This is a genomic window from Pseudoxanthomonas sp. JC1303 (genome assembly GCF_058448525.1).
In genome coordinates, this window is sequence record NZ_CP185958.1 from 924185 (window position 1) to 941922 (window position 17738).

Sequence of the window (17738 nt, forward strand, 5' to 3'; positions counted from 1 at the left end):
GGCTCAGCCCACCGCCCGCAGCTTGGCCTTGACCGGCTCGGACTGGACGATGAAGGCCTGCGCCGCTTCGCTCAGATGCCCGGCCTGTTCGAGCAGGCTGCGCGCCGCCGCATTGGACTCCTCGGCCAGGGCGGCGTTCTGTTCGGTGCCCTGGCCGATCCCGCGCAGCAGCCGGTCGACGCCGCCCACCGCCTCGCCCTGGCGCTGCGAGGCGGCGTTGATCTGCTCGACCACGCCGACCACGCGCTCCACGCGCGAGAGGATGTCGTCCATGGTCGCGCCGGTGGAACCCACCAGCTTGGCGCCCTGCTCGACCTGCTGCAGCGAGCCATCGACCAGCTTGCGGATCTCCTGCGCCGAGGCCGACGAGCGCTGTGCCAGGTTGCGCACCTCGCTGGCCACCACCGCAAACCCGCGCCCGTGGCTGCCCGCGCGCGCGGCTTCCACCGCGGCGTTGAGGGCCAGCAGGTTGGTCTGGAAGGCCAGGCCGTCGACCGTGGCGACGATCTCGGCGATGCGCCGCGACGAGCCCCGGATGTGATCCATCCCGGCCACCGCGGCGTGGGCGATCTCCCGCCCCTGGCGCGCCGCCTCGCTGGCCTCGACCGCCATCGCCACGGTGTCGCGCACGCGGGCGATGTTCTGTTCGACCTCGCCTGATACCTGGTCCATCAACTGCATCGCCGCCCCCAGATCGCTGGCCTGGCGCTCGGTGCGGGCCGACAGGTCCGAGGTGCCAGAGGCCATTTCCTCTGCTGAAGCGCGCACCTCGCCGGCCGAGCCCTGGATGCCGGTGACGATGCCACCGACCTGCTCGATCGCCGCATCCAGGCCCTGGCGCAGGCTGGCATACAGCCCCTGGTGATCGCCACGCATCCGCTCGCGCAGGTCGCCGCGCGCGAAGGCCTCCATGACCCGGGTGACCTCCAGCAGGCGCGTCTCGACGCTGTCGAGCAACAAGTTGATCTTTTCGGCCAGGACTCGCACGAAGCCCGCCTTGCCCTCCAGTCCGATGCGCTCCTCCAGATGGCCGCGCGCGGCATCGGCCACCAGCGCGGCCACCTCGTGCTCGATCACGCGCTCCAGGCGGCGATCCTGCCATTCCATTGCCAGGCCCAGCAGCTGGCCGTCGTCCAGTACCGGGCTGACCTGCAGGCGGAAATGACTCATGCCCAGCTCGGTCTCGCCCGCCTGAGGTTCGGCGCGCTCGCACGCGGCGGTCAGCATCGCCGTTACCTGCGTGCCCAACTCGCCCGCCCGGGTGCCCAGCAGGGTCTCCCCTCTCAGCCCGGCACGGGCGAAGTCATCGGTCAGTGCGTCGTTGACGTAGACCACCACACCCTGTGCATCGGTGACCATGACGCTGGCCTGGACCGCGTCGAGCGCCTGACGCACGCGCGCGTTCTCCCGCGCGGTGGCGCGTTCGCCTTCGATCCGCTGCCGCAGGCTGGCCTGCATGTGCTGCAACGCGGCCCCCAGGGTCCCCAGTTCATCGTTGGGGTTGTGGATGGCCAAACGGCTGTCGAGGCGATCGTCGGCGATGTCCCTGGCGAAGGCGACGGCCTGCTCCAGCGGACGCACGATGGCGCGCAGCAGCAGGACCAGCATCACCACCAAAACAACCGCGACGGCGACTAGGGTGATGGAGAACATCGCGTTCATCCACGCACGCTCCTCGGCCTGCGTCTTGCGCCCCTGCCGCAGCAGCGTGTCCTGCTGCCTGTTGAGCGCGGCCAGAGCGGGCACCACCTTGGCCGCGGCCGCGTCCAGCGACTGGACTTCGCTGTCGACCCCGTAACGGGCAGCGGCATAGGCGATGAAGCGATCCTGATACTGCTGCATGAGCGTGCGGATCTGTTCGCGGGCGGTCTCTGGGATCCTGGATTTCTGCAGCAGCAGCTCGAAGGGCATGGCCTCGGCCCCCAGCTGGTCGGCGTACTTCTGGTCGCGACGCAGGATGAAGTCCTTCTCGTGCCGGCGCATGGTCAGCATGGAGACTTGCAGGGCCGGCGCGTCGTACTGGCCCAGCACGTTCTCCACGCCATGCACCGCCTCACGCAGTTCGCCCTGCAGTCCGGAATCGGCATCGTGCCCCAGTTCGGCGATGCGCTCGTCCAGCGACTCGGCCGAGGCGAGGTAGTCCTTGACCGTGGCCTGGAACGTCGCCGCCGGCCCGGTGCCAGACGGTTTGCCCAGCGCTGCCTGGGCCAGGTCGCGGCGCAGCGTGGCGCGCGCGGCGTTGAAGCGCTTGCCACTGTCCACCGAGAAAGACAGGGCATACTCGGCCTGCAGCCGGCGCGCCTCGTTGAAGGCCTGGGCCAGCCGCTGGACGGTGGCGTTCCGCTCCTGGAAGCGCTGCAGTTCGGTATCGGCCGCCGTGGTTCCGGCACTGACCCGCCAGTAGGCAAAGCCGACCACGGCAAGTCCAAGGACAACGGCGATCAGGCTCACGCGGAGCTTGGTCGCAATGGTGAGCATGGGGAGTTTCATCGAGGGGCACCAGGCGCAATGACGCCCCTGTATCGGCCCGGCCAGCGCGGACTTGAGCGCTTTTTTTCAAGCGCAGCCAGGCAAGGCCTGGCGCGGATGCGCAAGCACATCACCCAACGATGACGGCGCCATGACAGGCACGGGGTCCGGCGTGCCGCGGCGCATGCGGCGATTGACGCGCGACGGGCCGACGCCTGTCGCGCGGGAGGCGTCAGTCGGCCGCTGCCTGGGACGCTTCGACCAACGGCGCGTGGACCCGGGCGAAGTCGGCGGCCGGCATCTTGGGCACCTCGCGGTCGTAGGTCATCAGGCCGTTGATCTCGCCTTCCACGTCGGTGGTCTGGGTATAGACCGCCGCGCTCAGGCCCACCTCGCGCGCCTGGCGGATGATCTCGGCGAACTTGCGCTGGTAGCGCTGCCGGTAATCGTCCTGATCCTTGGCGGTTTGATATCCCCAGTTGCGATTGGACGGGAACCAGAGATGGCCCTCGATGGGCAGGCCGATGCCGCCGTATTCGCCAATCACGATGGCCCGGTGCGTGTGTCGCTCCGGCACGTGCGGCACGTCCTCGTAGGTGTGGATGTCGAACAGATCCGAACCTGCATCGCCGGTGTCCAGCCAACCGCTGGTCTTGTTCACCACGCGGCTCGGGTCCAGCGCCTTGACCGCCTGGGCCAGGCGCGTGGAGGCGTATTGGCCCCAACCTTCGTTATTGACCACCCAGGTGACGATGGACGGATGGTTGCGCAGGTCGCTGATCATGCGCAGCAGCTCGTACTCGAATTCATCGGAGACGCGCGCGGGGAACAGCACTTCGTCGTTGGAGGCCTGCCGCACGAACTGATCCAGGCTGTCCTCCTCCTCGCCCGAGGGCATGTCCTGCCAGATCAAGATGCCCAGCCTGTCGGCCATGGCGTAGTACTGCGCCGGCTCGACCTTGATGTGCTTGCGCAACATGTTGAAGCCGGCACGCTTGAGGAACTTCAGTTCGAAGGCGATCGCCTCTTCCGACGGCGGGGTGAGCAGGCCGTCGGGCCACCAGCCCTGATCCAGCGTGCCGTTCTGGAACAGCGGCTGGTTGTTGAGCAGCATCACCGGCTGGCCCGGGATGGGGCCCGGCCCGATGGAGCTCTTGCGCATGGCGAAGTAGCTGCGTAACTGGTCGCGCGGCGTGCCGACCACCTTGGCCTTGGCATAGGCCTGCGCCTCGACCTCGGTGAGCAGGGAATCGTCGCGTCGGCCATTGGGGCGGTGCTGTGAGGCGTCGGTCTGGTCGAAGGGTGGCTGCACCGACACCAGTTCCACGTCCAGGTCATAGAGGAAGGGTCGGTCCGGCGACCACAGCTTGGCCTCGGGGATCGCCAGGCGCGTGCGGCGGTTGGCGCGCACCACGCGCGTGGCCACCACGCGCTTGCCGTCGCGCGCGGTGATCCGCACCGCGTCGGCATCGCTGGCGCTGCGGTTGAGCGCGACGTTGACGTCCAGCATGCCGGCATCGATGTCCGGGGTCATATTGACGTCTTCGATGTGCAGCTTGGGCACCGGCTCCAGCCACACCGTCTGCCAGATGCCGCTGACCGGCGTGTACCAGATGCTCTTGGGGTCGAGCTGCTGCTTGCCGCGCGGCTGGGCGCCGTCGGAGGTGGGATCGGTGACCTGCACCACCAGCTCGTTGTCACCGGGCTTGAGGTAGTCGGTGATGTCAAAGGTGAACGTATCCGAGCCACCGCGATGCGAGCCGACGACACCACCGTTGACCAGCACGTGCGCCTCGTAGTCGACCGCACCGAAATGCAGCAGCACCTGCTGCCCGGACCAGTCGGCGGGAATGGTGAACTGGCGCCGGTACCAGATGCGGTCTTCGGGTGTGACCTTGCGCGCCACGCCTGACAGCTTGGATTCCACTGCGAACGGCACCAGGATCTTCCCGTCCATCGCAGTGGGCTGAACTTCGGTCTTGGGCCGTATCGCGTAGTCCCATTGGCCATTGAGGTTCTGCCATTGCGCACGTTGCATCTGCGGGCGCGGATAACTGCGCCAGGCATTCTCCGGCGTGACCTGCTTGCCCCAACGTGTGATCAGGTCGCTGGTGTAGACATGGTCGTCGCCGATGGCGGCGGGCTGCTGCGCCAGCGCGATGCCGGGAGCGAGGAAGCACAGCGCGGCGAGGGCCAGCGGGACGCGGACGGCCTTGATCGTCATGTGTACGGATCCTTCAGTGGCGTGCAGGCGCCAGACGCCGACACGGATGAGCCGGGCGGCACCACCGGACGCGATGCCGCAGCTAATGTCCGACAATATGACGAACGCGGCCGATCATTCCACGCGCCTGCAAGCCATGGCAAGCCGCAGTGCAAGTTAAAAATTTTAGGTGTGACCCGGGACGGGTTGGCATGCTCCGAAGCGATCGCGCTGGCACTGCAGGATCATCAGAGGCGTGTTGCGTTTTCACGCGGGACCGGCCGTGCGCGCAGGCGGGAAGACGCGGAGATCGCGATCATGCAGATGCAGGCGAGGCGCTGCATCGACGCGGGCTTCGAGCGCCAGGATCAACCCTGCGGCAACGGCCTCAGGCACAGCCAGATGGCGATCCAGTGCGCCAGTGCGCCCCCGAGCACGTGCGCATGCCACAGCGCGCGGTTGTAGACCATCGCCTTGCGCACGTAAAACCCCACGCCGATGGTGTAGATCAGGCCGCCGGCTGCGATCAGCCACAGCACCGGCGCAGGCAATCCCGCGATCATCGGCTTGATCGCCACGATGCCCACCCAGCCCAGCAACAGGTAGATCGCCACCCAGAAGCCCTTGCCCAGCCCGGGCAGGCACAGCTTGGCGAACACCCCGAACAGCGCCACGCCCCACACCACCGCGATCATCGTCCACACCCACGCGCCGGACAGCGCCAGCACCAGGAACGGCGTGTACGAGCCGGCGATCATCACGAAGATCCCCGCATGATCCAGCTTGCGCAGCACCGGCTGGCGCGCGGGCGCGGCGAAGTTGTACGCGGCCGAACAGGCGAACATCACCAGCAGCCCCAGCGCATACACGCAGGTGGCCAGCAGCAATGCCTCGTTGGCGAGTGCGCGCCACACCATCAGCGCCCCGCCGGCGATGGCCAGCGCCAGCCCGGCGACGTGGACGATCAGGTCGGCGCGACGTGCGGCGGCGGTCTTGTAATGCGGCGCGGAAATGGGGGAACCGGGCACGGAACTCATCGGGACAGCAGTGGGGCCGAACAGGATACGCGGTGGCAGCGTGTGCCATCGCCCAGCGCCGCAAGATGCCGGTCCAGATCTCGCGGTAGCGCGGACCTTGGTCCGCTGCGCTCCGCCGCCGCCCTCCTGGGAAAGCCCCGCCGAGCAAGCTCGGCGCTACACCGGGATTGTCTGTAGAGCGGACCTCGGTCCGCTGCGCTCCGCCGCTGCTTTCCTGGGAAAGCCCCCGCCGAGCAAGCTCGGCTCTACACCGGGCCTGTCTGTAGCGCGGACCTTGGTCCGCTGCTCTCTGCCGCTGCTTTCCCGGGAAGCCCCCGCCGAGCAAGCTCGGCGCTACACCAGGCCTGTCTGTAGAGCGGACCTCGGTCCGCTGCTCTCTGCCGCCGCTTTCCTGGGAAAGCCCCGCCGAGCAAGCTCGGCGCTACACCGGGCCTGTCTGTAGAGCGGACCTTGGTCCGCTGCTCTCCGCCGCTGCTTTCCTGGGAAAGCCACCGCTGAGCAAGCTCGGCGCTACAACCATCACGCACGCGGGGTCAGGCGGCCATGCCGTGGTGTCGCAGCAGCGCGTCGATGCAGGGCGCGCGACCGCGGAAGGCGGTGAAGTTCTCCAGCGCCGTGCGGCTGCCGCCACGCGAGAGGATTTCGGCACGGAACCGAGCGCCGGTGTCGGCCAGTTGGTCCGGCGCCTCTTCGAAGGCGGCATAGGCATCGGCGCTGAGCACCTCGGCCCACTTGTAGCTGTAATAACCCGCGCCGTAGCCCCCGGCGAAGATATGGCTGAAGGCATGCGGGAAACGCCCCCACTTGGGCGCGCGGTTGACCGCGACCTCATCGCGGATCCGCTCCAGCAGGTCCATCACGCTGTCGGTGGACGGATCGAAAGCGCTGTGCAGCTCCATGTCGAACAGCGCGAACTCCAGCTGGCGCACGGTCTGCATGCCACTCTGGAAGTTCTTGGCCGCGATCATCTTGTCGAACAGCGCGCGCGGCAACGCTTCGCCGGTCTCCACGTGTCGGGTCATGCCCTCCACGCGCGACCACTCCCAGCAGAAGTTCTCCATGAACTGGCTGGGCAGCTCCACCGCGTCCCATTCCACGCCGTTGATGCCGGCCACCGACAGCTCGCCGACTTCGGTCAGCAGCTGGTGCAGGCCGTGGCCCATCTCGTGGAACAGGGTAATCACATCGTTGTGGCTGAAGGTCGCCTGCGCGCCCCCCACGCCCTTGCCGAAGTTGCACACCAGATACACCAGCGGGGTCTGGTCACCGTCCGCGCGCTGGCGCCGGTTACGGCAGTCGTCCATCCACGCGCCGCCGCGCTTGCCCTCGCGCGCGTACAGGTCCAGGTAGAACTGGCCCACCAGGGTGCCGTCGGCGTTCTGCAGGCGGAAGAAGCGCACATCCGGGTGCCACACCGGCGCGGTATCGGCCACCACGTCCACGCCGTAGAGCGACTTGATCACGCCGAACAGGCCGGCCAGCACCGCGTCCTCGGTGAAGTACTGCTTCACCTCCTGCGCCGAGAAGCTGTAACGCGCCTGCTTGAGCTTCTCGCTGACATAAGCCACGTCCCACGGCTCCAGGGTTTCCAGGCCCAGCTCGGCACGGGCATAGGTTTCCAGCGCGGCGCGGTCCTGCCGCGCGTACGGCAGCGCGCGGGTGCCCAAATCGCGCAGGAAGGTCAGCACCTCGGCCGGGCTGCCCGCCATCTTGGTGGCCAGGGAATACTCGGCATAGGAGGCAAAGCCCAGCAGCTGGGCCAGCTCGGTGCGCAGGGCGAGGATGCGGTAGATCAGCGGCGAGTTGTCCAGCTTCTCCTCGCCGGCCTCCGAGGCGCGTACCGCGTAGGCGCGGTACAGGGTCTCGCGCAGCGCGCGGTCGTCGGCGTAGCTCTGCACCGGCAGGAAGCACGGCATCTGCAGGGTGAACTTCCAGCCCGGCTCGCCATCGGCCTTGGCCGCCGCGCGGCAGGCCGCGATCACGTCCTCCGGCAGGCCGGACAGGTGCTGCTTGTCCTTGATCCAGAACTCGTACTCGTCGGTGGCGTCGAGCACGTTTTCGGAGAACTTGGCCGACAGGCTGGCCAGTTCCTCGCGCAGCTCGCCAAAACGCGCCTTCTGCGCCTCGGGCAACTCGGCACCGCCGAGGCGGAAATCGCGCAACGCGTTGTCCAGGGTCTTGGCGCGCGCCGCATCCAGCGTGGCCGGGTCCAGGCTTTCGGCCAGGGCGCGGTACTGCGAGAACAGCGCCAGGTTCTGCCCCAACGCACTGCCGAAGCGCGTCACCTTGGGCAGGTTGTCGTTGTAGGCCTTGCGCAGCTCGGGTGAGTTGACTACGCCCTGCAGGTGATTGACCTGGCCCCAGGCGCGCCAGAGCTTTTCGGTCGCATCGTCCAGCGGCACCACGAAACTGTCCCAGGTCACCGGGCTGACGGTCTCGGCGTGCTTCACCGCCGCCTGCGCATCGGCCAGCAGCGTATCGATGGCCGGTGCGACGTGCTCGGGCTTGATCGCATCGAACTTGGGCAGGCCGGAAAAATCGAGCAGCGGATTCATGGTGGAGGACTCCAAAAGCGTGGGGCAGAGGACCAATCTGGGGACACGACGGCCCGCGGGCAAGCGCGCGCGCCATGATACGGCGCCGCCCCAAATCCCGGGATCGCGCACGGCGGGGCGTGCCCCCAAGGATTAAGATGGCGGCCTGATCTTTCGCACCGGCCTGCGCCCGTCCATGACCCTGACGCCCGACAAGTCCACCAGCTCCCGCCGGCGCGTGCCGATGTACGAGGAAGTGGCCGACACCCTGCGCCAGAAGATCTACGACTACGTGCTGCCGCCGGGCGACTGGATCGACGAGCCGGCCCTGGCGCAGGAACTGGGCATCAGCCGCACGCCGCTGCGCGAGAGCCTCAAGCTGCTGGCCGCCGAAGGTCTGGTGCAGATCGAACCCGGGCGCGGCGCACGCGTGACGCGGCTGACCCTGGAAGACCTCAACGAGCTGTTCCCGGTGATGGCGATGCTGGAAGGCCGCTGCGCCTTCGAAGCCGTGCGTAAGATCGACGCGGATGGCCTGGCCCGCCTGGAATCGCTGCATGCGGCGATGGAAGCGGCCGCCGAGCGCGGCGACATGGCCGAGTTCTACCGCAACAACTACCTCATCCACGAGGCCGTGCAGGACCACGCCGACAACCCCTGGCTGATCCGGGTCACCCACGACCTGCACCGCATCCTCAAGATGCACCGCGGCCGCCAGCTGCTCACGCCCGGGCGCATGGCCATGTCGCTGAGCGAACACCGCGAACTGATGGCGTGTTTCCGCAACGGCGATGCCGCCGAAGCCGAGCGCACCATGAACCGCCACCTGCTCAGCCAGGGCGACGCGCTGGCCAAGTACGTCGCCGCCGGCGGCAAGCTCAACGTGCCCGCGCCCCTGCCGCGCAGCGGCGCGCGCTGACGCACCAACGCCGACGGCCCGCCACCACTGGCGGGCCGTCGGGCCGTCTCCCAAAACGCCGCAGCGAAGGCTAGCCGCCCATCACCGCGCGCGTGGCCAGGAACAGGATCGACGGACACATCAGGCAGCCCAGGCCGGTGTAGAAGGTCGCGGTCATCGCCCCGTACGGCATCAGCCGCGGATCGGTCGCCGCCAGGCCACCGGCCACGCCGCTGGTGGTGCCCATCAGCCCACCGAACACGATCGCGGTCTGCGGGTTGTTGAGCTGGATCCACTTGGCCACGAACGGCGTGCACACCATCACCAGGATCGACTTGATCAGGCCGGCGGCGATGCTCAGCGCCATCACGTCCGAACTGGCGCCGATCGCCGCGCCGGTCACCGGACCGACGATGTAGGTGGCCGCACCGGCGCCGATGGTGGTCATGCTCACCGCATCGGTATAGCCGAACGCGTAGGCGATCGCCGCGCCGATCACGAAACTCACCACCACGCCAAGCAGCAGCGAGATCACGCCGGGAATGCCCGCCCCCTTGAGCTCGCGGATATCCACGCCGAAGGCGGTGGCGATGATGGCGAAATCACGCAACATCGCGCCGCCCATCACCGCCACGCCGGCGAACAGCGGGATGTCGGCCATGCCCTTGCTGCCACCGGTCTTGAGCCCGCCGAACCAGGCCAGCACCAGGCCCATCGCGATGGCGATGGCCGAGGCATGCACGCGCCCGCCGGTGAGGTATTTGGAGATCAGCTGGGCGACCAGCATGATCCCGCCGATGATGGCAAAGCCGGCCAGCAGGCTGTTCTTGTCCACCACCTTCATGAAGGCATCGATGATCATGGCAGTTCTCCTTCCTTGAGCGGCGGCAGCGGCACGATCGGCGTGCGCCGCAGCTTGTTGAACACCACGATCAACGCCCCGCAGGCCACCGTGGCCAGCAGGCCGGCCAGCAGCGCGGCCGGCCCGCCCTTGAGCGCGCCGATGACGTTCTGCTGCGCCGCCATCGCCACCACGATCGGGATGTAGATGGCATTCCAGAAGTTGACGCCGTAATCGGTCAGCGGCGTGCGCCCCCGCTTGTGCAGCCACGTGGAGGCGGCGATCAGCAGCACGATGCCGAAGCCCACCCCGCCCACGTTCGCCTTGACCCCGAGCAGCTGGCCCAGCAGCTCTCCCAAGAACAGCCCGACGATCGTACAGATCGCCAGGATTGCCACACCAAAGATCACCATGAAGCTGCCCTCCCGAGCCTAGCCGGACGCTTTTGCGTCCTGATGTTGAAGTCGGCTTGCGCCATCCACCCGCCTAATGCATCACGCGCTCGCGCGCGCCCTCCACCCACTCCGCAACGCCTTCCAGCGTCTGGAATTCCTCGACCGCGCGCGCTTCGCACCCGGCCCATCCATCGCGCGCCATGCGCGCCAGGGCCGTCCCCGGGCCCAGTTCCAGGAACACGCGCGCCCCGCGTTCGACCGCCTGGGTCATCACGCTGTGCCACTCCACCGGCTCGGCCAGTTGCCGGGCCAGACTGTCGATCACGTCCGCGCGATCGGCGAGGCGATGGCCATCGATGCCGGCCAGCACGTCCAGCACCGGCGCCTGGAGCTGCGCCTTGGCCAGCGTGTCGGCAAAGTCCTTGGCCGCCGGTGCCAGCCAGCGCGTATGCGCGGGCACACGCACGGGCAGGCGCACCGTCCGGGCACCAAACCCGTCGGCCTCGCGCTGCATCGCGCGCAGGCCCGCCTCGCGTCCGCCCAACACGACATGGTCCTCGTCGTTGACGATGGCCACGGCCAGGTCGTGCGTGTCGCACAGCCGCTCGATCGTGCGTCGCGACAGGCCGATCACCGCCAGCAGGCCGCCGTCGGCGGGACTGGCAGCGTCCATGCATGCCGCGCGCGCCTGGGCCAAAGCCAGGCAGGCCTGCGGCGTCATGCTGCCGGCGACGCCGTGCGCGGCCAGTTCGCCCACGCTGTAGCCCAGGACCAGGATCGGCTTGGGCAGCCGTGGCTGTAGCGCGGCCCAGGTGGCCAGGGTCGCCGCGCACACCAGCGGCTGGGCGATGGCATTGTCGAAGCGTGTCTCGCCGGCTGCCAGCGCCTGCGGCGCGGCCTGCAGGAGCGAGGCGGCCTGCTTCAGCACCGCGTCGGCGGCCGCCTGCCCACGCAGCCGCGCGAACATGTCCGGATGCTGTGCGCCCTGCCCCGGACATAGCAGCGCCAGGCTCATCCGCGCGCCTGCCGGTCGAGAAACAGCGTGCAGGCGAGCAGGTCGGCACTGCCGCCCGGGCTGAGCCGCCGCGCGACGAAGGCGTCGCCCAGCGCCTGCAGCTGTGCGTGCCAGTCGGGCTGCCACACGCTGCCGCGCGCGAGGAAGGCACGGGCCTGTTCTTGGGCGAACCGCAGCCCCTCCGCGCCGCCACGGTGCAGCAGGTTGAGGTCATCCACCTGGGCCATCAATGCAATCAGCACATGGGACTGCACCGCCTCCGATGGCAGGCCGGTCTCGCACGCCAAGCGCAGGGCCGGCAGCGCGACCTGGCGCAACAGCGGGAAGCCAAGCGCCGCCTGCTCGCGCACGCCGGCCACGCCATGCGCCCGGCGCATGCGTTGGCCGGGGCTGTCCGGGTCCAGCGGAGCGGCGTCTAGTTCGGCGCGCCAGTCACGGACCGCAAGGCAGACCGCTTCGGCCTCGGGCGCGCCGCCTGCCACCGCGTGCAGGCGCCCGGCCGCGGCGGTCAACAGGCCCAGGCTGAAGATCGCGCCGCGATGGGTGTTGATGCCGCCGGTCGCGCGCAGCATCGTCGCTTCGGCCTGCACACCTAACTGGCGCAGCGTCACGAACGGCGCCTGCGCCTGGCCGGCGCGGGCGATCGCATCGAAATAACCGCGCAGCGCCATCAGGCTGCGCCAGAAGGTGCGCGCATCCATGTCGGCATGGCTGCCGGCGTCCCAGGGCGTGACCAGTCCCGGCTTGGGAGACAGCGCGAATTCGGCGTGCAGGCTAGCCACCGCCAGGCGGCCCAGGCCTGCCACTCGGGCATCGCCTGCCCGCTGCTCGGTGAAGGCGAATGCGCGCTGTGGATCGCGCGCGCTCATGCGGCCACCTCGCGGGTGTCGAACAGGTCCAAGCGCGACTCCAGGCGGGCGTCGTCGTCGGTCTTGACCAGCACGCGCGGCGCACCGGAGGCCAGCTCGCGCCAGCTCATCGCACGTCCGTCGCGCAGGCGCAGTTCCCCGTCAACGCGCTGCCCACTGCCCTGCTCCCAATCGGCGAGCAGCGCCACGATGGCCTCGATCCGCTCGGGCTGGTCGATGTCCCACAGCAGGTCCAGGTCGGAGGCTGCGTGGACGTAGTCCAGGCCGGTGAGCGCCTGCCAGGCGAAGGCGCCGAACACGCGCGGCGTACAGCCCAGCGCCTCGGCCCGCGCACGCAGCGACGCCAGCGCCGGCTGCAGGGCGCGCGGCGCCGCGTCGATCACCTGCGCCAGTGGCGGCAGCGGCGCGGTCCGCACCACCGCGCTGGCCGCTGCGCGGGCCGCCAGGCGCTGCTTGCCCTCGGCCGGCGGCAGCGGCACGCCCAGGTGCACCGGATCGCCCGGCGTGCCGGGTGGACGCCGGGCCACGATCATCGGATGCCCCTGCGCACACCATGCGCGCAGGCGCACCGCCTGCGCCGGCGAGACCGCGTGCACGGCGTCTGGCGGCAGCCAGACCAGCGTATGGCGGCGCAGCGGCTCAGGCATCGCCGGCGGCCACCGCAGCGGAGACATCGGCGGCCAGCGTGCGCCCGCCGCGCTGCGCGCCCAGCGCGCGCCGGGTATCGCCTTCGCGCGGGGCCTGCAGCGCGTCGACCAAAGCCTGGGCCAGGTCGCCCTCCCAGATCGCGCGCACCGCGCCCATCGCCACGTAGTTCTCCACGCCCGGCGCGAACACCGGCGAGCTCTGCGACAGCGCCTGCAGCTTTTCCAGCGGCTGCTTGGTCACCCGCGCCATGGCCCGCAGGTCCATGACCCGCACCTGGGCCTCGGGCAGCGCATAGACTGCATCGGCCATCAGCCCGAAGGACAGGAAGCCGCCACTGACCGATTCGCCGTAGACCAGCGAGACCAGCGGTGCGCCACGGCCGCGCGCCAACTCCAGCGACTTGGCCAAGTGCGCGAAGTAACCATTGATGCCCAGCAGCTCGTCGCGCCGTGCCAGGCGCTGGCCCGCGGTATCGACCAGCATCACGATCGGGCGCTGCGGATGGGCCTTGGTGCTGGCGATGACGGTGGCGGCCAGGGCCAGGGCGTGGTCGACGCCGACCTCCAGCTTGTTGGCCGTGCCGATGACGGTGACCTCGCCCAGCGCGGTGGTCGCCGTGCCGGTCAGCACATCGTCGCGCACGCGGACGCGATGGCCCAGCGGGAACAGCCGTTCCAGCAGTTCGTTCAATACCATGTGATCCTCCGGCCGGCGGTGGCCTCCAGGAAGGCGTCGGTGTCCAGCAGTGGCAACTGCTGCGGCTGCGCGATTCCCAGCGCCTCCCACACCTGCAGACCATCGCGGCAATCGCCAAAGGCGGCGATGCGCTGGGCCAGGCGCGCGTGTTCGCCTTCCAGTGCCTGCAGCTGTTGCGCCTGGTCGTCGGCGGGACGCAACTGGTCGAGGACTTCGATCGTGGCCTGGACGAATGCGTCGATGCGGTCGGACACCAGCAGCGCGGCTTCGCCCAGCAGCACGCGGTGCTTGCCGCCGGTCACGCGCCACACCAGCGCGCGGTCGCGCGCGTCGAACTCCTCCACGCCGCGCACCGTCTCGATCACCTCAGGGCCGGACAGCGAGAGCCGTCCTTCCTCGGACATCAGCACCGCGCTGCAGCAGCGCGCGACGATGCCCATGCCACCGAACGCGCCATTGCCGCTGCCGATCAGCGCCAGCACCGGCACCCCGGCCGCGCGCGCGGCCAGGGTGGCGCGCATGATTTCCGAAATGGCGATCAGCCCGGCGTTGGCCTCGTGCAGGCGCACACCGCCGGTGTCGAGCAGCAGCAGCACTGCCTCGGGCTTGACCTGGGCGGCGCGCTCCAGCAACCCGACCAGCTTGGCGCCATGCACCTCGCCCACGCCGCCGCCCATGAACTGGCCCTGCTGCGCGGCGATCAGGACCTTGCGACCCTGCAGCAGGCCTTCGCCGACGACCACGCCATCGTCGAAGGCGCCCGGCTGGTCCAGCTGGGCCAGGTGTGGGCTCATCATGCGTCGGCGCGGACCGACGAATTCGCGGAAGCTGCCCATGTCCAGCAGGCCGCCGATGCGCTCCCGGGCATCGGCCTCGTAGAAGCTGCGTGCCGTGCTCATGCCGCGCCCTCCTGCAGGGTTTCGACCGCCTGGTCCAGGCGCAGGGTGACCACCGCCGGGGTGGCACCGACATCGTGGATGGAGATGCGCACGTCCTTGAGCGGGTGGCGCGCGGCGAAGTCGTCCAGCACCGCCTGCCAGATCTGGCCGAAGCCGCGTGCGGCGGTGACGATCTCGATCTCCATCGCCCCGTCCAGCGCGGTCGGTTCGATCATGACTTCCAGGTTGCCCGAGGCGACCACGCCGACCAGCACGTGATCGAGCGTGCCGTTGGGCGCGGTGCGGCCGTCGTAGCGGTAGCGCAGGGTTTCCATCGCGTGCCTCTTACCAGTTGCGGAAGCGCTTGGGCGGGTCGTACAGCCCGCCGGACCAGCGCACCAGATCCTTGACCGTGCGCGCGGCCAGCAGGTCGCGCGTGGCATCGCGGGTGCGGATGCCCAGATCATCGGGACGTTTGATCACACCACGGTCGCGCAGGTTCTCGACCATGCGCTTGTCGCGACCCAGGCCCACGGCCGTGTAGCCGGCCACGCCGCGAATGGCCTGCTCGCGCTCCTCCGGGGTGCGGCACAGCAGCAGGTTGGCGATGCCTTCCTCGGTCAGCACGTGGCTGACGTCGTCGCCGTAGATCATCACCGGAGGCAGGTCGAGCTTGGCGCGTTCGGCCAGTTCCCACGCGTCCAATTTGTCGACGAAGGCCGGGGCCATGTGCTCGCGGAAGGTTTCCACCATCTGCACCACCAGCTTGCGCCCGCGCGGCATCTCGCCGGGGCGGGCGGCCTCGCGGCCGGCCTTGAGCCAGGCCGGACTGCCGTGGCGACGCCCACGCGCGTCCGAGCCCATGTTGGGCGCACCGCCAAAGCCGGCGATGCGGTCGCGCGTGGCAGTGGAGCTGTTGCCGGCCAGGTCGATCTGCAGCGTCGAACCGATGAACATGTCGCAGGCATACAGGCCGGCGGTCTGCGAGAAGGCGCGGTTGGAGCGCATCGAGCCATCGGCGCCGGTGAAGAACACATCGGCGCGCGCGGCGATGTAGTCCTCCATGCCCAGCTCCGAGCCGAACGAATGCACGGATTTGACGAAGCCCGATTCGATCGCCGGGATCAGGGCCGGATGCGGATTGAGCGCCCAGTGCTGGCAGATCTTGCCTTTCAGGCCCAGTGAGTCGGCGTAGGTGGGCAGCAGCAGTTCGATCGCCGCGGTGTCGAAGCCGATGCCGTGGTTGAGGCGGTTGACCCCGTACTCGGCGTAGATGCCCTTGATGGCCATCATCGCCATCAGCACCTGCACCTCGCTGATCTGCGCCGGGTCGCGGGTGAACAGCGGTTCGATGTAGTTGGGCTTGGGCGCGTGGGTGACGAAGTTCACCCAGTCGGCCGGGATGTCCACGCGCGGCAGCGTGTCGACGATCTCGTTGACCTGGGCAATGACGATGCCGCCCTTGAACGCGGTGGCCTCCACGATCGCCGGGGTGTCTTCGGTATTGGGGCCGGTATAGAGATTGCCGTGGCGGTCGGCCGCGTGCGCGGCGATCAGCGCCACCCGCGGGGTCAGGTCGATGAAGTAGCGACCGAACAACTCCAGGTAGGTGTGGATCGCGCCGAGTTCCAGGCGGCCCTCGCCCAGCAGCCGGGCCAGACGCACCGACTGCGGTCCGGAGAAGGAAAAATCCAGCTTCCTGGCGATGCCCTTCTCGAACACGTCCAGGTGCGAGGCCAGCGACAGCACCGACTGCACCATGTGCAGGTCGTGCACGCGCGCCGGATCGACCCGGGTCAGGCACTCGGCCAGGAAATCGGCCTGCTTCTGGTTGTTGCCTTCCAGACAGACGCGGTCGCCGGGGCGCAGCACGGCCTCCAGCAACGCCACCACGTTCTCGCTGCGCACCAGCCGGCCCCGGGCCAGCTTCGCCGCGGCCTGCAGACGCTGGGTCCGGTCGGCACTGAGGGTGTTCCAATCCGCCATCGCATCACCAGGAATTACTTCGTAATTACAGAGTAATGATTCGACTGCCTACGTGCATGCGGCGGCGCAACAGATCGCCCGATCCGGGTCCGTGGCGGGCGGAAGGCCCTTTGCCAGCGGCCCTCGCCGCCGTCGCCCAGGCCCCGGACTCAGGCCTGGGCGGTGGCCAGGTCAGGCAGTGGCGCGCCGCTGACGGCGGCGTTCCAGGCCGCGTCGCTGTCGGCCGTATCGATGCCGCAGCGCGTGTACCAGGCCGGGTCGTAGTAACTGTGGGCGTAGCGATCGCCGGCATCGCACAGGATGGTGACGATGGACCCGGACTGGCCGGCGGCCTGCATGGCCTGGGCCACGTGCAGCACGCCGACCAGATTGGTGCCGGTGGAGCCGCCCACGCGCCGCCCCAGGGCCGTGCTGGTCCAGCGCATCGCCGCCAGGCTCAGGGCATCGGGGATCTTGGCCATCGCATCGACGCAGGTCGGCACGAAGCTGGCCTCCACGCACGGGCGGCCGATGCCCTCGATGCGCGAGCCGCAGTGGTGGCGGCGCGTGGCATCGGCGTTGCCGGCCAGCGCGTCGCGGTAGTAATCGAAGAACACCGAGTGCTCCGGATCCACGCACAGGATCTGCGTGGGATGGCGCCGGTAGCGCACGTAGCGGCCCAGGGTGGCGCTGGTGCCGCCTGTGCCGGGGCTGCACACGATCCATGCCGGCACCGGGTGCGGTTCGGCCGCCATCTGCTTGAAGATGGACTCGGCGATGTTGTTGTTGGCGCGCCAGTCGGTGGCACGCTCGGCGTAGGTGAACTGGTCCATGAAGTGCCCGCCGCTCTCGCGCGCCAGGCGGTTGGACTCGGCATTGAGCGCGCCGGGGTCGTCCACCAGATGGCACTGCCCGCCGTGGAAGGTGATCGCGGCGATCTTCTCCGGCGAGGTGCTGGCCGGCATCACCGCGATGAAGGGCAGGCCCAGCAAGCGCGCGAAATAGGCTTCGGACACCGCCGTGGAGCCACTGGAGGCCTCGATCACCGGCGCGCCCTCGCGCAGCCAGCCGTTGGCCAGCGCGTACAGGAACAGCGAACGCGCCAGCCGGTGCTTGAGGCTGCCGGTGGGATGGCTGGACTCGTCCTTCAGATAGACGTCGATACCGGGATAGCCCGGCAGGGCCAGCGGGATCAGGTGGGTGTCGGCCGAGCGGTTGAAGTCGGCCTCGATCTTGTGGATGGCGGCGGCCACCCAGTCGCGCTGCGACATGGGACCTTCGAGGGAAGCG

General features: G+C 69.1%; 15 protein-coding genes. 1 reads left to right on the plus strand and 14 read right to left on the minus strand.

Translation table 11 applies throughout. From position 1 onward, the window contains the following. Window positions 1-3 precede the first annotated feature (3 nt). The 4 genes from ACORQU_RS04155 to ACORQU_RS04170 all read right to left on the minus strand — a co-directional run bounded on the left by ACORQU_RS04155 (window position 4) and on the right by ACORQU_RS04170 (window position 8264). Window positions 4-2490 carry a methyl-accepting chemotaxis protein gene (locus tag ACORQU_RS04155; RefSeq protein ID WP_491643609.1) on the minus strand — a complete coding sequence of 829 codons (2487 nt, stop codon included), beginning with the start codon at window positions 2488-2490 and terminating at the stop codon, window positions 4-6. Window positions 2491-2701: 211 nt separating this feature from the next. Beyond that, window positions 2702-4693, minus strand: a complete 1992-nt coding sequence (locus tag ACORQU_RS04160) for a glycoside hydrolase family 2 protein (protein ID WP_491643610.1) — start codon at window positions 4691-4693, stop codon at window positions 2702-2704. Between the two features lie 347 nt (window positions 4694-5040). Continuing rightward, a complete protein-coding gene (trhA, locus tag ACORQU_RS04165; protein WP_491643611.1) occupies window positions 5041-5700 on the minus strand; it encodes a PAQR family membrane homeostasis protein TrhA in 660 nt (219 codons plus the stop codon). 542 nt (window positions 5701-6242) lie between these two features. Continuing rightward, window positions 6243-8264, minus strand: a complete 2022-nt coding sequence (locus ACORQU_RS04170) for a M3 family metallopeptidase (protein WP_491643612.1) — start codon at window positions 8262-8264, stop codon at window positions 6243-6245. Between the two features lie 175 nt (window positions 8265-8439). Between ACORQU_RS04170 and ACORQU_RS04175 the strand changes: the two genes are divergently transcribed. Then, the gene (locus tag ACORQU_RS04175; RefSeq protein ID WP_491643613.1) at window positions 8440-9162 is read left to right on the plus strand and encodes a GntR family transcriptional regulator; all 723 of its coding nucleotides are present in this window, start codon (window positions 8440-8442) and stop codon (window positions 9160-9162) included. Between the two features lie 70 nt (window positions 9163-9232). Here the strand turns inward: ACORQU_RS04175 and madM are convergent, their stop codons facing one another. The 10 genes from madM to ACORQU_RS04225 form a co-directional block, all read right to left on the minus strand. Then, window positions 9233-10003, minus strand: a complete 771-nt coding sequence (gene madM / locus ACORQU_RS04180) for a malonate transporter subunit MadM (protein ID WP_491643614.1) — start codon at window positions 10001-10003, stop codon at window positions 9233-9235. Further along, a complete protein-coding gene (madL, locus tag ACORQU_RS04185) occupies window positions 10000-10395 on the minus strand; it encodes a malonate transporter subunit MadL (protein WP_491643615.1) in 396 nt (131 codons plus the stop codon). The genes madM and madL overlap by 4 nt, the downstream gene beginning before the upstream one ends. Before the next feature lie 73 nt (window positions 10396-10468). Next, a complete protein-coding gene (gene mdcH, locus ACORQU_RS04190) occupies window positions 10469-11392 on the minus strand; it encodes a malonate decarboxylase subunit epsilon (RefSeq protein ID WP_491643616.1) in 924 nt (307 codons plus the stop codon). Beyond that, window positions 11389-12261, minus strand: a complete 873-nt coding sequence (mdcB, locus tag ACORQU_RS04195) for a triphosphoribosyl-dephospho-CoA synthase MdcB (RefSeq protein ID WP_491643617.1) — start codon at window positions 12259-12261, stop codon at window positions 11389-11391. The genes mdcH and mdcB overlap by 4 nt, the downstream gene beginning before the upstream one ends. Then, the gene (mdcG, locus tag ACORQU_RS04200; RefSeq protein ID WP_491643618.1) at window positions 12258-12908 is read right to left on the minus strand and encodes a malonate decarboxylase holo-[acyl-carrier-protein] synthase; all 651 of its coding nucleotides are present in this window, start codon (window positions 12906-12908) and stop codon (window positions 12258-12260) included. Before mdcG ends, mdcB begins: the two co-directional genes overlap by 4 nt. Then, window positions 12901-13605: a biotin-independent malonate decarboxylase subunit gamma gene (gene mdcE / locus ACORQU_RS04205; protein WP_271644641.1), complete on the minus strand. Its 705-nt coding sequence runs from the start codon at window positions 13603-13605 to the stop codon at window positions 12901-12903. The genes mdcG and mdcE overlap by 8 nt, the downstream gene beginning before the upstream one ends. Beyond that, a complete protein-coding gene (locus ACORQU_RS04210) occupies window positions 13596-14504 on the minus strand; it encodes a biotin-independent malonate decarboxylase subunit beta (RefSeq protein WP_491643619.1) in 909 nt (302 codons plus the stop codon). Before ACORQU_RS04210 ends, mdcE begins: the two co-directional genes overlap by 10 nt. After that, complete coding sequence (mdcC, locus tag ACORQU_RS04215) at window positions 14501-14818, minus strand: malonate decarboxylase acyl carrier protein (RefSeq protein WP_271644639.1); 318 nt, start codon at window positions 14816-14818, stop codon at window positions 14501-14503. Before mdcC ends, ACORQU_RS04210 begins: the two co-directional genes overlap by 4 nt. 10 nt (window positions 14819-14828) lie before the next feature. Next, window positions 14829-16469, minus strand: coding sequence for a malonate decarboxylase subunit alpha (mdcA, locus tag ACORQU_RS04220; protein WP_491643620.1), 1641 nt, complete (start codon window positions 16467-16469; stop codon window positions 14829-14831). Window positions 16470-16618: 149 nt separating this feature from the next. Beyond that, entirely contained in the window at window positions 16619-17719 is a 1101-nt protein-coding gene (locus ACORQU_RS04225; protein WP_491643621.1) for a PLP-dependent cysteine synthase family protein, read from the minus strand. Window positions 17720-17738 lie beyond the last annotated feature (19 nt).

What these genes read in the sequence shown, in the direction of transcription:
- mdcE (WP_271644641.1), bottom strand. Translation starts at nt 13,605, where the DNA reads ATGGTATTGAACGAACTGCTGGAACGGCTGTTCCCGCTGGGCCATCGC.
- madL (WP_491643615.1), bottom strand. Translation starts at nt 10,395, where the DNA reads ATGGTGATCTTTGGTGTGGCAATCCTGGCGATCTGTACGATCGTCGGG.
- madM (WP_491643614.1), bottom strand. Translation starts at nt 10,003, where the DNA reads ATGATCATCGATGCCTTCATGAAGGTGGTGGACAAGAACAGCCTGCTG.
- ACORQU_RS04155 (WP_491643609.1), bottom strand. Translation starts at nt 2,490, where the DNA reads ATGAAACTCCCCATGCTCACCATTGCGACCAAGCTCCGCGTGAGCCTG.
- mdcG (WP_491643618.1), bottom strand. Translation starts at nt 12,908, where the DNA reads ATGCCTGAGCCGCTGCGCCGCCATACGCTGGTCTGGCTGCCGCCAGAC.
- mdcA (WP_491643620.1), bottom strand. Translation starts at nt 16,469, where the DNA reads ATGGCGGATTGGAACACCCTCAGTGCCGACCGGACCCAGCGTCTGCAG.
- mdcH (WP_491643616.1), bottom strand. Translation starts at nt 11,392, where the DNA reads ATGAGCCTGGCGCTGCTATGTCCGGGGCAGGGCGCACAGCATCCGGAC.
- mdcC (WP_271644639.1), bottom strand. Translation starts at nt 14,818, where the DNA reads ATGGAAACCCTGCGCTACCGCTACGACGGCCGCACCGCGCCCAACGGC.
- ACORQU_RS04175 (WP_491643613.1), top strand. Translation starts at nt 8,440, where the DNA reads ATGACCCTGACGCCCGACAAGTCCACCAGCTCCCGCCGGCGCGTGCCG.
- ACORQU_RS04210 (WP_491643619.1), bottom strand. Translation starts at nt 14,504, where the DNA reads ATGAGCACGGCACGCAGCTTCTACGAGGCCGATGCCCGGGAGCGCATC.
- ACORQU_RS04170 (WP_491643612.1), bottom strand. Translation starts at nt 8,264, where the DNA reads ATGAATCCGCTGCTCGATTTTTCCGGCCTGCCCAAGTTCGATGCGATC.
- ACORQU_RS04160 (WP_491643610.1), bottom strand. Translation starts at nt 4,693, where the DNA reads ATGACGATCAAGGCCGTCCGCGTCCCGCTGGCCCTCGCCGCGCTGTGC.
- mdcB (WP_491643617.1), bottom strand. Translation starts at nt 12,261, where the DNA reads ATGAGCGCGCGCGATCCACAGCGCGCATTCGCCTTCACCGAGCAGCGG.
- ACORQU_RS04225 (WP_491643621.1), bottom strand. Translation starts at nt 17,719, where the DNA reads ATGTCGCAGCGCGACTGGGTGGCCGCCGCCATCCACAAGATCGAGGCC.